Source organism: Arthrobacter sp. P1_B4, assembly GCF_056406555.1.
The window spans coordinates 1-17370 of sequence record NZ_JBFTZW010000067.1 but is presented as its reverse complement, the minus strand read 5'-3'; the positions used below and the strand labels follow the sequence as shown (position 1 = coordinate 17370).

Here is a 17370-nt window from a genome sequence, read left to right as displayed (position 1 = left end):
ACGTTGATCTGGCCCTCTACTGGAATGGGCGCCCCTAGTCCGATACCTCAGGAGGATGAACTCCTCCAAGATTCATCCACAGCCCACCGCCAGCGAAGGGCGCGCCCGGTTAAGTCCGGGTGCGCCCTTCCTGTGTAAAACCCGCGAAGTGGTTCAAACCACCCGATTCAGTCGACGAGCACCGAAGCCTTGGTTTTCTCCGATACTTCAACGCGGCCCTGAACGTTGCCGGACCGGTGATGCAGCCAGTTAGCCACCGCCAGAAGCGCCACGAGTCCGAACGTGCTCAGGAGCTGGGGACGGGAATCCTCGCCGATGAAGCCCACGGTGAAGATCGCCGCGAGGATGAGCAAACCGAAGCCCGTGAGCCACGGGAAGCCGGGCATCCGCAGGGGAAGCGCCGTTCCCTCCCGGTCGGCGCGGAGGCGCAGCGCGAGCTGGGCGAGGAGCGCGGACGTCCACACCAACAGGCACGTCGAGCCCACAATGTTGAGCAGCACGGGAAGGACCTTCTCCGGGAAGGCCAGCTCCAGCACAACCGTGACAACACCGAAGGCAACGCTGGCCAGGACCGCGACAACCGGAACCCGGGCCTTGGACACGGAAGCGAGCAGACGTGGCGCTTCGCCGCGCTCGGCAAGGGAGAACGCCATCCGGGAGGCACCGTAAAGGTTGGCGTTGAGGGCGGAGAGCAGTGCCGCTACAGCCACCAGGGTGATGGCGGTGGCTGCGCCGGGCATGCCGGCCGCATCCAGCACCGCGGCGAACGGGCTCTTCAGCCCCGCCGAACCCACGGGAACCACGGCCGCGATCACGAAGATCGCACCGATGTAGAAGATGAGGATGCGCCACAGCACCGTCCGGACTGCCTTCTTCACACTGCGGGCCGGTTCCGCGGTTTCAGCTGCCGCCACGGAGACGATCTCGGTGCCGCCGAACGCGAAGGCCACCACGAACAGGGCTGTGGCGATCCCGGCAAAACCGTCGGGTGCGAAGCCGGCTCCGGTGAAGTTGGCCAGGCCCGGCGACTGCACGCCCGGCAGCCAGCCGAAGAGCAGGGCGGCGCCCACCAGGAGGAACCCGACGATGGCTGCGACCTTGAGCAGGGCGAACCAGAACTCGAACTCGCCGAAGTTCTTCACGCTGGTGAGGTTCACAGCGGTGAGCACCACGATGAACACGAAGGCCATCAGCCATACCGGCAGGGCCGGGAAGATGGTGGACAGCAGGCCTGCCGCACCGAGCGCTTCGGCCGCGATGACCACCACGAGCTGCAGCCACCAGAGCCAGCCCACCGTGGCACCTGCCACCGGCCCGTAGGCCTTGGCGGTGTAGACGGAGAAGGCGCCGCTGTCCGGGTTGGCGGCGGCCATTTCGCCGAGGGCCCACATCACCAGGATGATGAGGGTGCCGGCCACGAGGTAGGAGATCAGCACGGCTGGGCCCGCGGCCTGGATGCCGGCGCCGGAGCCGATAAAGAGGCCCGCGCCGATGGCGCTACCGAGCCCCATCATGGTGAGCTGGCGGGGTTTGAGTGCGGCGCCCAGTGGGCGGCCAGACGTCATTGTCTGTTGTTCCATGAGGAGTCCTCTGGTTTGTTGGTGGAACGGATGGGGTTTCAGGTCAGTCGGTTTCTCAGGCTGCGTGGGCTTCCAAAACCCGGAGCACGCGATCGTTGGAGGCGGGGCCGGCAACGGTGATCCGCACACCGTCCCCCTGGTAAGCCCGGACCATGATGCCGGCGGCGTCAAACGCGTCCACCAGCCTCGCCCGGAGGCGTTCGTCCGCGCGGATCCACAGGAAATTGCCCTGGCTCGGCTGCAGCTTCCAGCCCTGGGCTTCCAGCTGCGCGGCCATCCGTGCACGCTCCTGCCTGACGGCGGCCACCCGCGCTTCCATCTCCTCCCCGGCGTCCAGCGATGCGATGGCCGCCCTCTGGGCCAGCGCGCTCACCGAGAAGGGAAGGGCAGTCCGGCGCAGTCCCTCGGCGATGTCCGGCGCCGCCACGGCGTATCCCACGCGCAGGCCGGCGAGCCCGTAGGCCTTCGAGAAGGTGCGCAGGATGCACACGTTCGGGTACTGGCGGTAGAGCGCCAGGGAATCGGGGCCGCTGCCCGCTTCGGCGTATTCCACGTAGGCCTCGTCGATCACCACAAGGATGTCGGAGCGGACGGACCGCAGGAAGGCCTCGATACGTTCATGGCTGATCGGTACGCCGGTGGGATTGTTGGGGGTGCAGAGCAGGATGACCTTCGTGCGGGCAGTGACGGCCGCGGCCATGGCGTCAAGGTCGTGCCCCTCAGCGCCGTCCAGCGGGATGCGGACCGGCTGGGCGCCTGCTAGCTCCACCAGGATGGGGTAGGCCTCGAAGGAACGCCACGCGAAGATCACTTCATCCCCGGCGTCGCACAGGCCGGTGATGATCTGCTGGAGGACGCCAACGCTGCCGGGTCCCACCGCCACTTCTCCGGCCGTGACACCCAGGTGCCCGGCGAGCCGTTCGCGGAGTTCGACGGCGGCACTGTCAGGGTAGCGGTTCATCGTACCGGCCGCTGCGGCCACCGCAGCGGCGGCAGCGGGCAGTGGCTCGTAGTGGCTTTCGTTGCTGGCGAGGGCCGCGATGTCCGTGCCGGCGCTGCGCCGGCCCGGGACGTAGGGCGGAAGTCCGGCCACAGCGCCACGAAGGGCGGGATGCGCGGTGTCCGGTGCGGTTAGGAGCTGATCACGGGTCATGAGCAACGATCATGATTGTGACCCGGCACACAATGCAAGATACGCTCAACTCATTGGGATTTCTGCTCAACTTCTAGTGTCTGTGGTGAAAATATGACCATCCCGAACCCCCGCACCCTGGATTCCCTCGACGGCAGGATCATCCTGGCCCTCGACAAGGACCCGGAAGCCAGTGCCCTGGCACTCTCGCGGACACTCGGCGTCGCACGGAACACGGTCCACGCCCGGCTGGGACGGCTCGAGCGCAGCGGCGCGCTCCGCTCCTTCAGCCGGAGGCTGGATCCCGCCGCGCTTGGCTATGACCTGATGGCTTTCCTCTCGCTGTCCATCAGCCAGACGCGAACAGGCGCGGTGGAAGACGGACTCGCCGCGATCCCGGAGGTCATCGAGGTGCACGCCACCACCGGGGACGCGGACCTCATGGCCAAGGTGGTGGCCCGCAGTACGGCTGATCTCTACCGCATCACCAACGAGATCCTGGAAATCGAGGGGATCCAGCGGACCAGTACGGCCATTTCCGTGCTGGAACTCATGCCGCCCCGCTACGACGGCCTCCTCGGCCGGCTGTCGGAGCAGGAATCCCGCCCTTCCACCTGACCGCGCGACGCACACCACAAGTGCGCAAATTTTCAGTTCCAACCGCGTCTTCCTGCCAAATATCCCAATCGAACTCCACTCTCTTGCCTATCTGTGAACCAGCCCACATGATTCCTGCATGACTTCACTTACCGTCTCCGGCCGCGTGGCGCAGGTTCTCAGCAGCTGCCTCAGCGATGTCTTCGGCGTGATGGGCAACGGAAACGTCTACTTCCTGGATGCCGCGGAAAAGCTGGGCCTCCGCTTCTCCGCCGTCCGCCATGAAGGCGCCGCCATCGCCGCGGCCGACGCCTACTACCGGACGTCAGGACGTCTCGCCGCGGGCACCACCACCTACGGGCCCGGCTACACCAATGCTCTTACCGCCCTCGCAGAGGCGGTCCAGGCGCAAATCCCCGTGGTGCTGGTCACCGGCGACGCTCCGAGCAGTGGCAACCGGCCCCAGGACGTGGACCAGGCGGCAATCGCCGCGGGCCTCGGCGCGGCGACCTTCACCGTCACCCGTGAAGCCGCAGGCTCCATCACGCAGCAGGCGGTGGAATACGCGCTCACCAAGCGGACCGCCGTCGTCATTGCCATTCCCTACGACCTCGCGGCGCTCGAGGCTGCTGAAGAGGAACTTCCCGCACCGCTGGCACCGGCGGTGAGTGAGGACGTCGACGGCGGCCTCGGGCAGGTAGCCCGCCTGCTCGCCGGGGCGAAGCGGCCGCTGATCCTCGCCGGCCGCGGTGCGCATCTCGCCGGTGCCGGCCCGGAGCTCCGCGAGCTCGCCGACCGCCTGGGCGCGCTGACCGCCGGAACCGCACTGGCGCTTAACCTCCTCCAGGGCGAGGGGTACCTCGGCGTCGCGGGCGGGTTCGGCACGGACACCGCGGCCGGGCTCATGGGTGAGGCCGATGTGGTCCTCGTGGCCGGGGCAAGCCTGAGCCCCTTCACCATGCGGTTCGGGCACCTGCTCGGCCCGGACAGCACCGTCATCCAGATCGACGCCGCCCTGCAGCCGACGCACCCCCGGGTGGACACGTTCGTCAGCGCGGACGTGAAGTCTGCTGCGGGACGCATCCTGAAGATGCTGGCTGGCCCGGCCTCGCCGGACGCCAGCCCCGCAGAAGCCTGGCGCGCGGAAGCCCGCAGACGCCTGGCCGAAGGACCGGCCCACCATCCAGGCTCAGCGGAGACGCCGGACGGCCGGCTGGACCCGCGCTCCCTTGCCACGGCACTGGATGCGGTGCTGCCGGAGCGCCGCACGGTGGTCCAGGATGGAGGGCACTTCGTCGGCTGGGCACCCATGTACTGGCGCATCCCGAGGCCCCAGGACCTGGTCATGGTGGGGACCGCCTACCAGGCCATCGGACTGGGCCTCGCCAGCGCCGTCGGGGCATCCCGCGCAGTGGAGGACGGCCGCACCCTGGTGCTGGCCTCCGGTGACGGCGGTTTCCTGATGGGCCTGTCCGACCTCGAATCGCTGATTGGCGCGGCCAGCAGCGCCGTCGTGGTGATCTACAACGATGCCGCCTACGGAGCCGAAATCCACCAGTACGGCTCCCAGGGCCTGACCGAAAAGCCCATGCTGATCCCCGAGGTGGACTTCAGCGGCATCGCCCGCGCGCTCGGTGCCGAATCCGCGATCATCCGCTCGCTGGCGGACCTTTCCGCGCTCCAGGACTGGATCGACGCCGGCGCCAGGGGAACCTTCGTGGCCGACTGCCGGATCACGTCGAGCGTCCGGGCCCCGTGGCTGAGCGAGTGGATGCAGGCCTCGCAGGCCGCGAAGGCGGCGGTGGCCGGGTAACTGCCGCGCGCCCAACGGAGCTGAGGGTTCTGGAAAGCCAGACTTCCCCGTTCCGAGGAGGCACAGCCAGCACGCTTCCAACGAGTTCACGCATGAGGGACGCGGAGTTCGTCGCCGTGGCGTACCACTGCTGCCCGTCCGCATCGGATGAGACAGCGCTCTACTACTCCGAGACCAAATGCGACGCGCTAGTCTCAACTCCGCTTGGTTGGGGCCAGCCTGAAGCAGACTCGTCCCATGTGGACCACATTTATCCCAGACCTTTTGGTGGCAGTTTTCGGGGCCGGATTGACAGTTCTCATCGCATTCTTGACGTTTCGGCACCAGCTAAAGGTGACTGAACGCGTCGAATTGAACCGCCTGATTAGCGACCTAAACCTCCGCCGAGTCCTGCACGAGATCACCGATCCTCGTCTCGTCCATGGCGCAAAAGACATTGATGATTTCAAGCACGCGAACTTAAGCGTTCTGGACATACGGGAACAGACTAAACGTTGTCGGTCATCACCTGCGCCCAAATTCCCCCGCCCAAGAACCGGTGTCTGGCTTGATCAAAGGCTGTAATCGGTACCTCGAAGCGGGGATGTACGAGCCTGAAAAGTACCATTTTCATCTGCAGGAACTCCGGGGCGAAGTTCAAGCCTGCATCAACAAAATTGCAGCTGGTGACGACAAGATTAAGCCTCTCGATCCAGGAAGTTCAGCCTACTGAATTGCGGTCAAAGACAGCTCAAAAGGAAATGAGGCGTCGAGTCAGGGGCAGAAGCGCGTCCCGCGGGTAGGCTGCCTGAAGGGGAATGAGAGGAACAGACCGAATGACACAAGCAGCCGTCACGCATTATGAGGTGCTTGGAGTACAAACGACGGCCGACACAGCCGAAATCAAAAAGGCATACCAGCGAAGCCTCAGGACGTCGCATCCAGATGTGGGTGGCAGCACCGGCTTATTCCGACTCGTTCAGGAAGCCTACGAGGTCCTCTCCGATCCGGCTCGTAGAGCGGCCTACGACCGCACTCCGCAGGACAGAAGCACCGGGCACGCAGGAGGAACCAGCAGCCACAGGCCGCAACAGAAACAGTCACGGTCCAATTCGGACTCATCGCAGCAGAAGGCTGAAGCAGGCTTCGCTGAAATGGAGCAGCCGCCCACCCCAACTCCGTGGAACGGACCGGCGGTGGAATACCGGCCTCCACTTGTCCCGCCGTCGGGCGAAGCCCGCAAGATTCGTCGGCCCGCACCTCCCTGGACACGCACTTGGCGAACCGTCTTCTACGTCTTGGGCAGTGTGTGCACCGCCCCTCCCCTATTCAGTACGATCTGGTACTTCAGCACTACYCAGACAAACCCCAACTGGTTGGTAATGGGGCTAACCTGTCTTCTTATCACCGCCCTAACTGCCGGATTCTGGTGTGTCGCTGCCATGCTCCCGAAGTGGTGGACAAAAAGGAAACGCCCTGCACCTCCCGCCATCCTTGCCAGCGCTTATCTAGTTGAGGAGATTCTCAGCCGCACCGTCCATGGTGTGCCCGGTCGGGGTCTCTCGGTGGGACACTTCGGGGACAGGGCGGAGATCGGCGCAGAGGGCGAACGGCGCACGGCCCGGCTCATCACCCACTCAGTCCTTCCGGTAATCCCCTCTGCCCGACTCATCAACGGGCTCCGTTGGCCTGGGTCCGAACACGCCGACCTCGATCATGCCGTTATTGCCGGAAACAGAATCGCTCTAATCGACTCAAAGATGTGGGCAGACGGCGCCTATTGGTGGGACAATAAGCAGCTTTTCCGCAACGGCCGAGAGCTCAAGGCCTTTGGGCTGGGAGCAGGTGTCGAGGCGATTCGTGCCGTCTATCCCGGATATATCGTTGAAGGCTGGGTAGTACTGCATTCACCAACGGGAAGACTCTCCCTACCGTCGGTTGAGCGTGCTGGCATGTTCCCGCTTCCCGGGCGGGCACCCATCCGGATGGTTACTCCACGAGAACTTGTATCCGAGGTCCATGCTTTCTTGGTACAGGGCGATGCTCCGCATGTGGTCCAGGTCCCAGCTTTGGCCGGACTCCTCCGCTCCATGTTGTAGACAAGGAACAAAGTTAGGCCTGCTGTCCCCAAACTCCTACTGTCCCGGCGCGCGGTAGGACGGCGTCTTTCTCGCAGCTTCGTCGATGTCGTCCACGGTCATGAGCGGCATCAGGCAGACGAAGTCGACGCCGTCGATCCCCTGCTGGTACTCATCAGGCCCTTCCACCACGTTGACGCTGCCGCGGTGCCGAAGCGGTCCACGCGGTGGAGTCGGCCGCGTTGCCTGCAGACGCGTTTAGCAAGTAGGCCGCGGCGATGACGGCCACGGCCAACGGCCTGGCGGGATAGAACTTGGACGGCGGCATGGGTGCCCGCCGCCGTCGGGCTCTTAAGCGGGAACGACTAACTCCCGAGGGCAGACAATCTCAGTGGGGTGCGCCAGAATTTAAGCAGCGGGGCCGCCCCGTCTGATACAAGTTCTGAGGGATCCATGGGAGAACCGGCACAGGTCACCGACAATTACGCCCAGTTCATCGCCCGGCTTGAAACCGCCACCAAGAGTCTAAGTAACAGGCGTCAGTCACTGAGCAAGTCACTCGCGATCCTCACCCTGCTCAGGGATCAGAACCTCGCCGGCATGGAGTCGTGGGAGCAGCGGCGGGCCAAGACCAGCACGCTACTGGCGGAGCACTCCCAGGGGCCGGAAGCCGAGTCCGTCAGGGAACTCCTGGAGGTCGCACTCAGGATGGAACCGATGTTCCGCAACCGCACCGAACGGATCGGGCAGCGGGTGGAGCTGCTCCGAAAACGGTCCGACGAACTCACAAAATCGCTTGTGGAGCTTGAGAAGAGCAAGGCCAAACTGGAGTCCTCCAGAATGCTTGCGCTGGAGCGGGATAATTTAAGCAGGGCTGTTGCGAAATTGGCGGGCACACCGGAAGGCCCGGTTGGGGGCCTATCCGACGCTGGCATCCTCGACGATCTCAAGAGGGCCCGTGAGGCAATCGCCTTCGCCGAGGCACTCCTGGAAGTGAAGGGAAAATGAGCAACTCTCTCCCCAAACCCGAGCAAAGGCTGCTCGTGACTTTCACCTCTCAGCAATGGAGCGGTCGGCCGGGTATGGATGCCTCTTATTTGTGTCTGGGGCTCGGATTCGTCGGGTTCGTCGTTTGCCTCGTGCTGATGATCTTCTTTGCCGGCCTTCGGGACCCCGGAGCCGCGGCACTCTTCATCGTCGGCTTTGCAGTCGCGTTGACAACTCTCATCGTCGTGGCGAAATCGTMCAGCGAGAAGAAATTCCTGATCGGCATCAACCAGAGTGTCAATGAAACCATCCTTGAGCTGACCGGCAATCCGGACGACCGACTGTCACTGCGCAGTTTCCGGAGGTTCATCGAGCATGAGCAGCGCATTCCGTTGCCTGTCCACGGCGTGCAGGGCCTTGAGCTGGTCGTCGTCAGGGAAGGCGAATCCGCCGTCGCAGGCCGAAAGCATGCAGCACAAAGCCGAACGGCACCGCCGAGTCCATCGTCAATCCACCCGCCGCTCGTTACAACGACCCAATTGATGATTGCCGTAACGCCGCCCGATTACGGAACGACCAGCTTCGACCGACTGCTGAAAGCTACCCTCGACACCGACTGAACGCATACGCGGGTTGTTTGGCGCAAGGCTCCCCTGCCGGCAACCACCCACCCGTTTGTAAGATTCTGGAGCCGGTAGCGGGCCGGGCGCGGAGCCGCCAAGGTACGTCAGACCCGGTCGCCCTACGAATTGGAAGGTGAGAACCATGGACCTTGACAAAGTCAGAGACCAGTTTCGTCACGCTGTAAATCAGTTTGCTAAAGGCGATCCGGAACCCGCCAAAGCCATTTTCTCCCATCTGGGGGACGTGTCCCTTGCTAATCCTTGGGGCCCTCCGGCTGTGGGCTGGGAGCGGGTCTCAGAGGCCCTCGATTCAGCTGCGGCACGATTCAAAGATGGACGCGTCACCGCTGTTGATACCCTCACCAAGCACATCACGTCCGATCTCGCCTGCTTCCTGGACATCGAACACTGGCAGGCCAAGGTCGGAGGAGGAGACGAAGAATCGCCGTTTGATCTGCGGGTAACAAGCATCTATCGCAGCGAGGGCGACACTTGGACACTCGTGCATCGCCACGCAGACCCGATCACCACACAGCGGGCACCGGACGCCACGCTCGGAAAATGACGCCCGGGAAAGTCCCCCGGTTCCACGGACATTCAGGCGCCGCCGGCGAGCAGATGCCCGCCGGCATGATCGTCACCGTACCGTTGATCATTATGGCGCTGACTTTCCAGTGCTGGATCTTCAAAGGCCTCATGGCCGGTACTAGTAAGTGAGCGTTGCATCCTTGAGTTTCGACTCTTTGCCGCTACAGCACTCCCCCGTGCCGACTGAAACGCCGCGGTCCCCCGCCCCCGACTGGTGGCAGTCCGCCGTCATCTACCAGGTCTACCCGCGCTCGTTCGCCGACGGCGACGGCGACGGCGTGGGCGACCTCGCCGGGCTCATCGCCCGGCTGCCGTACATCGCCTCCCTCGGCGTCGACGGCATCTGGATGACCCCGTTCCAGCCCTCCCCGCAGGCGGACCAGGGCTACGACGTGACCGACTACTGCGGTGTGGACCCGTTGTTCGGCACCATGGAACAGTTCGATACTTTGCTGGAACTGGCGCACTCGCTGGGCCTGCGGATCCTGCTCGACGTCGTCCCCAACCACTGCTCCTCGGAGCACCCGCTGTTCCAGGCGTCCCTCGCGGCCGGCCCGGGCTCGCCGGAACGGGAAATGTTCCACTTTGTTGAAGGCTCGGTGGACATGCCTGACGGCGGTGTCCCGCCGAACAACTGGCAGAGCGTCTTCGGCGGCCGGGCCTGGAACCGCGCCAATCCCAGTTCGGCGACGGATAAGGACTGGTACCTGCACCTCTTCTCGGCCGGGCAGCCGGACTGGAACTGGCGGAACCCCGCCGTCGGCGATTACTTCGACGGTGTGCTGCGCTTCTGGTTCGACAAGGGCGTGGACGGGCTCCGGATCGACGTCGCGCACGCCCTCTTCAAGGCCGACGGGCTGCCGGACTCACCCTCCACGGGCGGGGTGGTGGACGGGCTGCGGTCCAACCCGCAGGTCTCGGACCAGGAGGACGTCCACGAGGTCTACCGCCGCTGGCGCACCCTCGCCGAGAAGTATGAGCCGCACCGGCTGCTGGTGGGCGAGGTCAACCTGGAACCCGCCCGCGCCGCCCGCTACACCCGCGCCGACGAGATGCAGCAGGCCTTCGCCTTCGCGTTCGTGAAGCTCGGCTGGGACCCGGAGGCGTGGGCCGCCGTCGGCAACGAGCTCGAGGCCGCCCGCCAGCTCCACGGCGCCGCCCCCACGTGGGCGCTCGAAAACCACGACATCGTCCGCTCCGTCACCCGATTCGGCGGCGGCGAGCTCGGCAGCGTCCGGGCGCGGGCGGCGCTCGTGGCCCTTCTGGGACTGCCCGGCGCTGCCTACATCTACCAAGGGCAGGAACTCGGGCTGCCCTTGGTCGACGTGCCGATGGAGTCCCGGGTGGATCCGATGTGGGCCCGCGGCGGCGTCTGCCGCGACGGCGCCCGCGTCCCGCTGCCCTGGACCCAGGACGCGGCGCTGAACCACGGCTTCTCGCTCGGCGTTTCGGCGGCCGAGCCGTGGCTGCCGGTGCCTGCGGGCTGGGGCACGCACGCGGTCGAGCGGCAGCAACCGGACCCCGAATCCGCCCTGGCGCTGGTGACCACGGCCCTGGAGATGCGCCGGCTGCTGTGGAAGAACGAGGTCTTCACCGAGGACGACGGCGGCAGCTGGCGGGTCGAGGCCGGAAACCTCCTCATCTGCGAACGCAACGAGCACTTCCTGGTCGCCGTCGCTATGGGAACCGAACCGGTCAAACTTCCGTCCGGTGCAGTCTTGCTCAGCGCCGTACCCCTGGCCGAGGACGGCTGGCTGCAGCCGAACAACGCCGTGTGGGTGCTGCTGGGCTGAGGCTCTGTCCCAAGCAATTTCTTGAATTCATGTTGGGGAGTTGGATTTTCCCAAAAAGGGCCCCCGAGTGAACCCGGGGGCCCTGCAGTCATGGCGCTTAGAGGGAATTGGTCCAGGCGGCCCGATCGGAGAAGAATGAAAAGACCGGCTCGTACAGGACGACGAACTTTCCTGCTTCGGCGTTCTTGTTATCAAAGCAGACGTCACCGCTGGTCTTACCACCGGGAGCGATCTCACCGGAGCTGAGCATGTTTTTACTGCCGGCAAAGCCAGTAGTCAGAATAGTGCCGGAAGGAGCCTGGAGCTTCCAGTCGAACGCATTGAAGGAAATCGTTTCCTTCGACCCGTTGCTCAGGGTCACTGCCGTGCAAATGGTCTTGCCAAATGTTGCGTCACCCTTCGCGATTGGGGCTGACGTAACAGTAGCGTCGCCGATCTTAAGGGAGGCACCGGCTTTTCCAACGACATCGCTGTCCTTGGCGCCCGGGAAAGCCGCTGCTGCGGGCGCTGCGGCGCCGGCTTCTGCGGGCGCTGCGGCCGAAGCGTCTGTGGAAGGAGAGATGGCAGCAGAGGAGTCTTTCTTTCCGCCGTTGGAAACCGAGATAATGATGATAATCACGAGAAGGATCAGGGGCAAAAGAAAGCGCTTCTTTTTGAACCAAGGCCGCGATGCCTTGCGATATGCCTTGTCCGCGGCGGCCTGAGCCTTGCCGTCACGTTTGGCGTCCGGAATAGTTTGATTCTCTGTCATGACAGTTCCTGTCTTACTTATTTGGCCGATTCCCTGGGCGGCTTCTCCGCCATGCGGTGTCACTGAGATGTAGCCCTGTGCCATACCAGACAGATCAATCCCCCACGAGGAACTATAACCACATAGACGGGAAACATGAGTATTGGCTGGGAACTACTGGTGAGGATTCTCTGATGGGACGCCAGCGGGACACTGAAGTCCAGGAATTATTACGTCGCTACTTCGCACCGGAGCGCAGAAGCTAAGCGAAAAATTGCACTAACTCCAAGTGCTGTAAGACGAATCGTCCTCACTGCCACGCCGAGCTGACCGCGGCCACTACCCGTGGGTGACAGCAGCGCCCACCAGGCCGAACAGCATCCCGGCCGCCAATGCAATAAGGGCACGCTTCCTGGTGGGATACAGCCAGCGCACTGCGAACACGGCCACTGCCATGATGACCCCGTTGACGACGCTCAGGATCACCGCGAGCCATTCGGTGCCGGTGGCCACGCCGAAACCTCCGCCGCTGCAGCCGCTGATCCCGCACCAGGCAAAACTCGCCACCATCCACTGCGGAAGACTTAGCAAAACTGCCAGCGGCACGGTCCACCAGAGCTTTCTGGCGTCCGGGGTTACCCCGCGAAGTTTCACGCCCGGGTAAAGAGGCGAGGCGCCGGGCATTCCGGCGGCCGGCACCGGTGCGCGCTTCCGGGTGCTGAGGACAATCCTTCGGAAGACACCCGCGTTGACCACCGCAAGGAGGACGTATCCCGAATAGTAGAGGACAGTAATCAGGCTCATTTCACCCCCGGAGCCAAAAGTGCCGATGATGAAATAGCCAACCGAAACGGGCAGTGTCAGAACCACCATGACGAGCAGCAGGCCTTCCTTGAACTTGGCATCCAGGGCCAGTTCGAAGCCTGCGGTAAGCAGCGCGGCGACAACAACGGCAACCACCACCGACAAATAGGCGACGACGGCGGTTCTGGCCCAGCGCGGCAGCGAACTTTCATTCGGCCGAGATCCCCTCATCACAACGCTCCCCCTTGACGTCGTTCCGGCCCACCCTGCGCGAGCGAACCGATACAGCCGGCACACCCACGGGCTGCGGCACTTTGATGGTCGCACGCTAGGCACCCACAGTGCTCGCAATCGGCCTCGGGGGATCTTCGAGCAACTGGGGAATCCGCCCGTCGGGGGCAATCCTGCGGGCCGTTGCCCGTACCGTCTGGCTGCTCCCCAAATAGTGCCGCCTCTAAGATGAGGCATGGACTTCGAGGACACGCTCTGGACGGTTGTGGGAGCCGGGCTGGTTCTGCTGATGCTCGTTGACGTCTTTCGTACACTCCTTTATCCGCACGGTTCCGGTCCCCTGGGCCGGGCGATCATGCGCGGATTCTGGCTTGTATCGAGAAAACTGCGGGGCCGGGGCTCCTTCATCGCAGCACCCTTGGCGATGGCCGCTGTCATTGGTGCCTGGGCAGGCTTGGCGGCCATCGGCTGGGCTCTGCTATACCTGCCCCATCTGACGGACGGCTTTGTTTACGGAGCCGGAGTTCCCCTGCGGGCCGACTTCGCCGAAGCCCTCTACATCTCCCTGGTCACTCTTTCCACCGTGGGGTTTGGCGATATCGTGGCAACGCAACCATTGCTCCGGCTGGTTGTCGCCCTCGAGGCCGTCACCGGATTCGGCTTGCTGACAGCAACGGTGACTTGGATCCTGCAGACTTTCCCTGCCCTGAACCGACGCCGGGCCCTTGCCCACCAGCTGAACCTGTTCAGGGAGGCTGCAGGTCCGGCAGGTGTATCGGCCATGGATCCCAGTCACGCTGCCGGCCTTTTGGAGGCAATTGCCGGAAACGTGGCTACGGTGAGCATAGACCTGCTTGCGTTCCACGAAACCTACTACTTCCGTGAAATTGAGCAGCGCGGCTCCCTCCCCGCCACGGTGGCCTACGCCCAGGAGCTGGCATCCCAGGCCCAGCGCAGCGAGAACCCTGAACTGCAGTTCGCCGGACGGATGCTCCACGCGGCGCTGGACGGACTGGCGGAGGTCCTCCGAGGCAAATTCGGCCATTCCGGAGCCACCTCTTCCGATGTGTTCGACAGCTACGAGCTGCACCACCGGCACCGGCGGCCGGGGGAACCGCACACGAGCTAGCCTGCGAATCGCCGCTACTGCGTACCCCGCCGTTCTGACCGCGCTCTTCGCCCTGTCCAGCGGCGACGTCCGGCTCGCCGCCGGCCAGTACGGCGCTGAAACCGGCTCCCGCCTTGGTGGCGGGAGCCGGTTCTCTCCGGCTTCTTAGCCGGCGGCAGCGATGCTTTGCGTCGTTGACCGGTGCCAGACTCCTGCCTACGCGCGCTGGGAGATGTTGAAGATATTCCCCTCGCTGTCCAGGAACCAGGCTGCCTTCCCCCAGGATGCGGTGGCGACGCCGTTCTCCGTCTTCAGGCCGGGAAAATCGTAGTCTTCAAAGACGACGCCGCGGCCCCGCAGTTCTTCCATCTCGCGTTCGAGATTGTCCGTTTCCCAGCCGATCTGGGTGTTCTTCGCGGTCCCGGCATTCTCTGTCTGGTAAACGAGGAAGCGGGTTCCCTGGCCGCAGTTGTACATGACGCTGCCCTCTTCCATGGATTCGGAGGGTTCGATTCCCAGCTTGTCCCGGTAGTACTCCTTCGCCCTGTTGATGTCCCTCGCGGGGAGGACAGCGATGATGTTTGAATCCTTGAGCATGATGGTTCCCTTCAGTGCGTTGATGACCGCAGCGATGGCGATGCTCCCCCCGGTTTCGGTCCCCGGAATACCTGTCCGGAGCCCGTGACCGCCCCTGCGCCGAGCCGGGGGYAGCCACCTGGGACTCTTCAACGCCGCGCCACCCATCACCAGCGTGAGGGGTCCCCGAAGTTATGTGGCCATTATGGACCGATTTGGTCTTGCGGAAACAGGGGTGACTGGCATTGGGCTGAAGGGACGCCCTTCAAACAGGGAGCTACAACGCGCACTTCCGCCGGCGTCCGCACGATGCCAGAGTTGAAGGATGAATGCGGAGTCCGATAATGAGGGAACCGGGAATGAGGAAACGGGCAGCCTGGTCCTGAACCTGGAGTGCACGCTCGCCGCTCTCCCGGATGAAGTCTTCAGGATGCTGACGGAATCGGCCGAATTGGTGAAGTGGTGGGGTCCGCACGGCTTCATCATCCCTGCGGCCGACTTCAACCTCACCGAAGGCGGCCGCTACCGATTCAGGATGACCCCACCGGACGGCGAACCGTTCCACCTCTCAGGCGAGTTCCTGGAGATCGATCCCCCTTGGCGACTGGTGTACACCTTCCGCTGGGAGGAACCGACGCCGGACGACCGGGAGACCGTCGTCGACCTCTCACTCGGGAGTACCGGCACAGGCACGCGCCTGGTGCTTTCGCAGGGACCGTTCCTGACGGACGAACGCCTCGAACTGCACCGCAACGGATGGACCGAGTCGTTCGAGAAATTGCAGGCGGTCCTGGGCGGCACCTAAGGAATCCTGACCCGCTGCGGAGTTCCTGCAGGGTCATGATCCGTCCGGAACACGAACGGTTTTTCGCGTCTCCRGACCCGTCACCCTGCCCGGTTTCCTCGTGTTCACTCCCGGTCCAGCTCCCCGCACACAACAGTCCATCTCACCTCCCTACGGTGGTCGGGTCGCCGGCACGACGCCGGTAACGTCACCCGGGAGGAACCATCACCATGCGCACACCCCTGACAGCCGTGGCCGCTGCCGCGCTCATCGCCTCGCTGGCCAGCCCCGCCGTCGCCGCTTCAAACCCCGAAGCCGGCTCACCGTCGCCGAACGCCGCCACAACAAAGGCTGCAGAGGCAACAACGGCAATCAAGACCAACGAGAGCAACGGCTCCTTTGACCTGCAGGCGCACCGCGGCGGCCGCGGCGAGTGGACCGAGGAATCGCTGGCCGCGTTCGCCAACTCGCTGAAGCTCGGCGTGTCCACGCTGGAGCTGGACACCCACCTGACCACCGACGGCAAGGTGATCGTCTGGCATGACGACACCATCCAGGCGGACAAGTGCCGCGACACCGCGCCGGCGACTCCCGGCGACGCCCAGTACCCCTACGTCGGTGACCGGGTGGCCGAACTGTCGCTTGCGCAGATCAAGACCCTGGACTGCGGATTCACCCAGTTGAAGGGGTTCCCGGAGCAGGACGTGATCGAGGGCAACCGGATCGCCGAGCTCAAGGACGTCTTCCAGCTGGTCCGCGACGCCGACGCCAAGAAGGTCCGCTTCAACATCGAAACCAAGGTGGAGGACGGGAAGTCCGGCGGCGAGGGCATGGTGGCCCTGACCAAGGCCGTAGTCACGGAGATCTACACCGCCGGGATGGCAGGGCGCAGCACCGTGCAGTCGTTCGACTGGTCCTCGCTGAACTTGACCAAGAAGATCGCCCCGCAGTTGCCGCTCGTCGCCCTGTCCAGCGGCGACGCCTGGCTCGAGGTCGGCAAGCCCGGCGCCAGCCCCAACCTCGGCGGCATCGACATCGACACCTACGGCGGCTCGCTCGCCAAAGCCGCGGCAGCCCAGGGCTACGACGTCATCTCCCCCGCCTTCAGCTCCGTCACCCCGGGCATGATCAAGGACGCCCACGAGCTCGGCCTGCCGGTCATCCCCTGGACCGTCAACACCACGGCGGACATGACGCGTCTGATGGACCTGGGCGTGGACGGCATCATCAGCGACTACCCCACCCGCCTGCGCACCGTTCTGGAAGAGCGCGGGCTGAAGCTCCCCAAGGCGTACCCGGCCAAGGTCTGATTCACTGATTTGCAGGCGCCCGCGTTCTGCCAACCACGCGAAAGCCGGCCCCCACTTTGAAAACGGGCGCCGGTACCTTCGGCTTCGTTGCCCCCGGCGATGCTTTGCGCCGTTGATCGGTGCCAGACTCCGGCCTACGCGCGCTGCGAGATGTTGATGATGTTGCCCTCGCTGTCCAGGAACCAGGCCGCCTTCCGTATGAGCTACGATCATCGCGCTGGCCGATGACAGGACGCGGGCGGTGCCGGCAGCCATGAACAGTACGTGGATGCCGGGTCAGTCCCCGGGTAACTGGATCACGCCGAGCTGCCGCATCAGCCCGAGGTCGTCCCGGTCTGACCAATGCTCGGCGATCTTTCCATTTTCGACTCGGTGGATGGCCACTCCGGTTTCCCGCAGGTCGGCACCTGTGGGAGGCAGGGGTCCGGGGAGCTCACCTTCGTGTCGACCGTAGGCCGTTAACCTGGTCACCACCTTGTCCGCTTCGGCGATCTGGTCTTCGATCTCGTGCCGCCCTGGCGTCGCCTTCCAGAATATGCGGAAGGCCTGTTTCAGGCCTTCCCGTCCGGCCGGAAGTCCGGGAAATGGCGGGTTGTGGTCAAGATAGTCCTCAGCGACCAGATCGTCCATCGCATCGATGTTCCCGGCGTCGATCTC

General features: G+C 64.3%; 18 protein-coding genes. 11 read left to right on the top strand and 7 right to left on the bottom strand.

Annotated elements, in window-relative coordinates; translation table 11 throughout:
• Nucleotides 1-167: 167 nt before the first annotated feature.
• Nucleotides 168-1580: an amino acid permease gene (locus tag AC1D1W_RS16170; protein WP_476944220.1), complete on the bottom strand. Its 1413-nt coding sequence runs from the start codon at nt 1578-1580 to the stop codon at nt 168-170.
• Nucleotides 1581-1635: 55 nt separating this feature from the next.
• Nucleotides 1636-2733, bottom strand: coding sequence for a histidinol-phosphate transaminase (gene hisC, locus AC1D1W_RS16165; RefSeq protein WP_476944219.1), 1098 nt, complete (start codon nt 2731-2733; stop codon nt 1636-1638).
• A gap of 93 nt (nt 2734-2826) precedes the next feature.
• Between hisC and AC1D1W_RS16160 the strand changes: the two genes are divergently transcribed.
• The 3 genes from AC1D1W_RS16160 to AC1D1W_RS16150 all read left to right on the top strand — a co-directional run bounded on the left by AC1D1W_RS16160 (nt 2827) and on the right by AC1D1W_RS16150 (nt 7200).
• Nucleotides 2827-3330, top strand: a complete 504-nt coding sequence (locus tag AC1D1W_RS16160) for an Lrp/AsnC family transcriptional regulator (protein WP_476944218.1) — start codon at nt 2827-2829, stop codon at nt 3328-3330.
• A 118-nt stretch (nt 3331-3448) separates the two neighbouring features.
• Nucleotides 3449-5122, top strand: coding sequence for a thiamine pyrophosphate-binding protein (locus AC1D1W_RS16155; protein WP_476944217.1), 1674 nt, complete (start codon nt 3449-3451; stop codon nt 5120-5122).
• Nucleotides 5123-5919: 797 nt separating this feature from the next.
• Entirely contained in the window at nt 5920-7200 is a 1281-nt protein-coding gene (locus tag AC1D1W_RS16150; RefSeq protein WP_476944216.1) for a J domain-containing protein, read from the top strand.
• 36 nt (nt 7201-7236) lie between these two features.
• Here AC1D1W_RS16150 and AC1D1W_RS16145 read toward each other — a convergent pair whose 3' ends face one another.
• Entirely contained in the window at nt 7237-7368 is a 132-nt protein-coding gene (locus AC1D1W_RS16145; protein WP_476944215.1) for a hypothetical protein, read from the bottom strand.
• A 264-nt stretch (nt 7369-7632) separates the two neighbouring features.
• Here AC1D1W_RS16145 and AC1D1W_RS16140 point away from each other — a divergent pair, with 264 nt between their 5' ends.
• The 5 genes from AC1D1W_RS16140 to AC1D1W_RS16120 all read left to right on the top strand — a co-directional run bounded on the left by AC1D1W_RS16140 (nt 7633) and on the right by AC1D1W_RS16120 (nt 11170).
• Nucleotides 7633-8187: a hypothetical protein gene (locus AC1D1W_RS16140; RefSeq protein ID WP_476944214.1), complete on the top strand. Its 555-nt coding sequence runs from the start codon at nt 7633-7635 to the stop codon at nt 8185-8187.
• Nucleotides 8184-8786 carry a hypothetical protein gene (locus AC1D1W_RS16135; protein WP_476944213.1) on the top strand — a complete coding sequence of 201 codons (603 nt, stop codon included), beginning with the start codon at nt 8184-8186 and terminating at the stop codon, nt 8784-8786. The genes AC1D1W_RS16140 and AC1D1W_RS16135 overlap by 4 nt, the downstream gene beginning before the upstream one ends.
• Before the next feature lie 145 nt (nt 8787-8931).
• Nucleotides 8932-9354, top strand: coding sequence for a YybH family protein (locus AC1D1W_RS16130; protein WP_243182045.1), 423 nt, complete (start codon nt 8932-8934; stop codon nt 9352-9354).
• The gene (locus AC1D1W_RS16125; protein WP_476944212.1) at nt 9351-9506 is read left to right on the top strand and encodes a hypothetical protein; all 156 of its coding nucleotides are present in this window, start codon (nt 9351-9353) and stop codon (nt 9504-9506) included. The genes AC1D1W_RS16130 and AC1D1W_RS16125 overlap by 4 nt, the downstream gene beginning before the upstream one ends.
• 47 nt (nt 9507-9553) lie before the next feature.
• Entirely contained in the window at nt 9554-11170 is a 1617-nt protein-coding gene (locus tag AC1D1W_RS16120; protein ID WP_476944211.1) for an alpha-amylase family glycosyl hydrolase, read from the top strand.
• 97 nt (nt 11171-11267) lie between these two features.
• Here AC1D1W_RS16120 and AC1D1W_RS16115 read toward each other — a convergent pair whose 3' ends face one another.
• Nucleotides 11268-11921, bottom strand: coding sequence for a DUF4352 domain-containing protein (locus AC1D1W_RS16115; RefSeq protein WP_476944210.1), 654 nt, complete (start codon nt 11919-11921; stop codon nt 11268-11270).
• A 318-nt stretch (nt 11922-12239) separates the two neighbouring features.
• Nucleotides 12240-12938, bottom strand: coding sequence for a hypothetical protein (locus tag AC1D1W_RS16110; RefSeq protein ID WP_476944209.1), 699 nt, complete (start codon nt 12936-12938; stop codon nt 12240-12242).
• A 232-nt stretch (nt 12939-13170) separates the two neighbouring features.
• Here AC1D1W_RS16110 and AC1D1W_RS16105 point away from each other — a divergent pair, with 232 nt between their 5' ends.
• Nucleotides 13171-14064: a potassium channel family protein gene (locus tag AC1D1W_RS16105; RefSeq protein ID WP_476944208.1), complete on the top strand. Its 894-nt coding sequence runs from the start codon at nt 13171-13173 to the stop codon at nt 14062-14064.
• Nucleotides 14065-14259: 195 nt separating this feature from the next.
• Here AC1D1W_RS16105 and AC1D1W_RS16100 read toward each other — a convergent pair whose 3' ends face one another.
• Nucleotides 14260-14640, bottom strand: a complete 381-nt coding sequence (locus AC1D1W_RS16100; RefSeq protein ID WP_476944207.1) for a VOC family protein — start codon at nt 14638-14640, stop codon at nt 14260-14262.
• Between the two features lie 304 nt (nt 14641-14944).
• Between AC1D1W_RS16100 and AC1D1W_RS16095 the strand changes: the two genes are divergently transcribed.
• Nucleotides 14945-15424 carry an SRPBCC family protein gene (locus AC1D1W_RS16095; protein ID WP_476944206.1) on the top strand — a complete coding sequence of 160 codons (480 nt, stop codon included), beginning with the start codon at nt 14945-14947 and terminating at the stop codon, nt 15422-15424.
• Nucleotides 15425-15633: 209 nt separating this feature from the next.
• Nucleotides 15634-16713, top strand: a complete 1080-nt coding sequence (locus AC1D1W_RS16090; RefSeq protein WP_476944205.1) for a glycerophosphodiester phosphodiesterase family protein — start codon at nt 15634-15636, stop codon at nt 16711-16713.
• A gap of 276 nt (nt 16714-16989) precedes the next feature.
• On the opposite strand, the gene AC1D1W_RS16085 is transcribed toward AC1D1W_RS16090, so the two are convergent.
• A partial coding sequence (locus AC1D1W_RS16085; RefSeq protein ID WP_476944204.1) for an ester cyclase occupies nt 16990-17370 on the bottom strand: 381 nt, incomplete at its 5' end.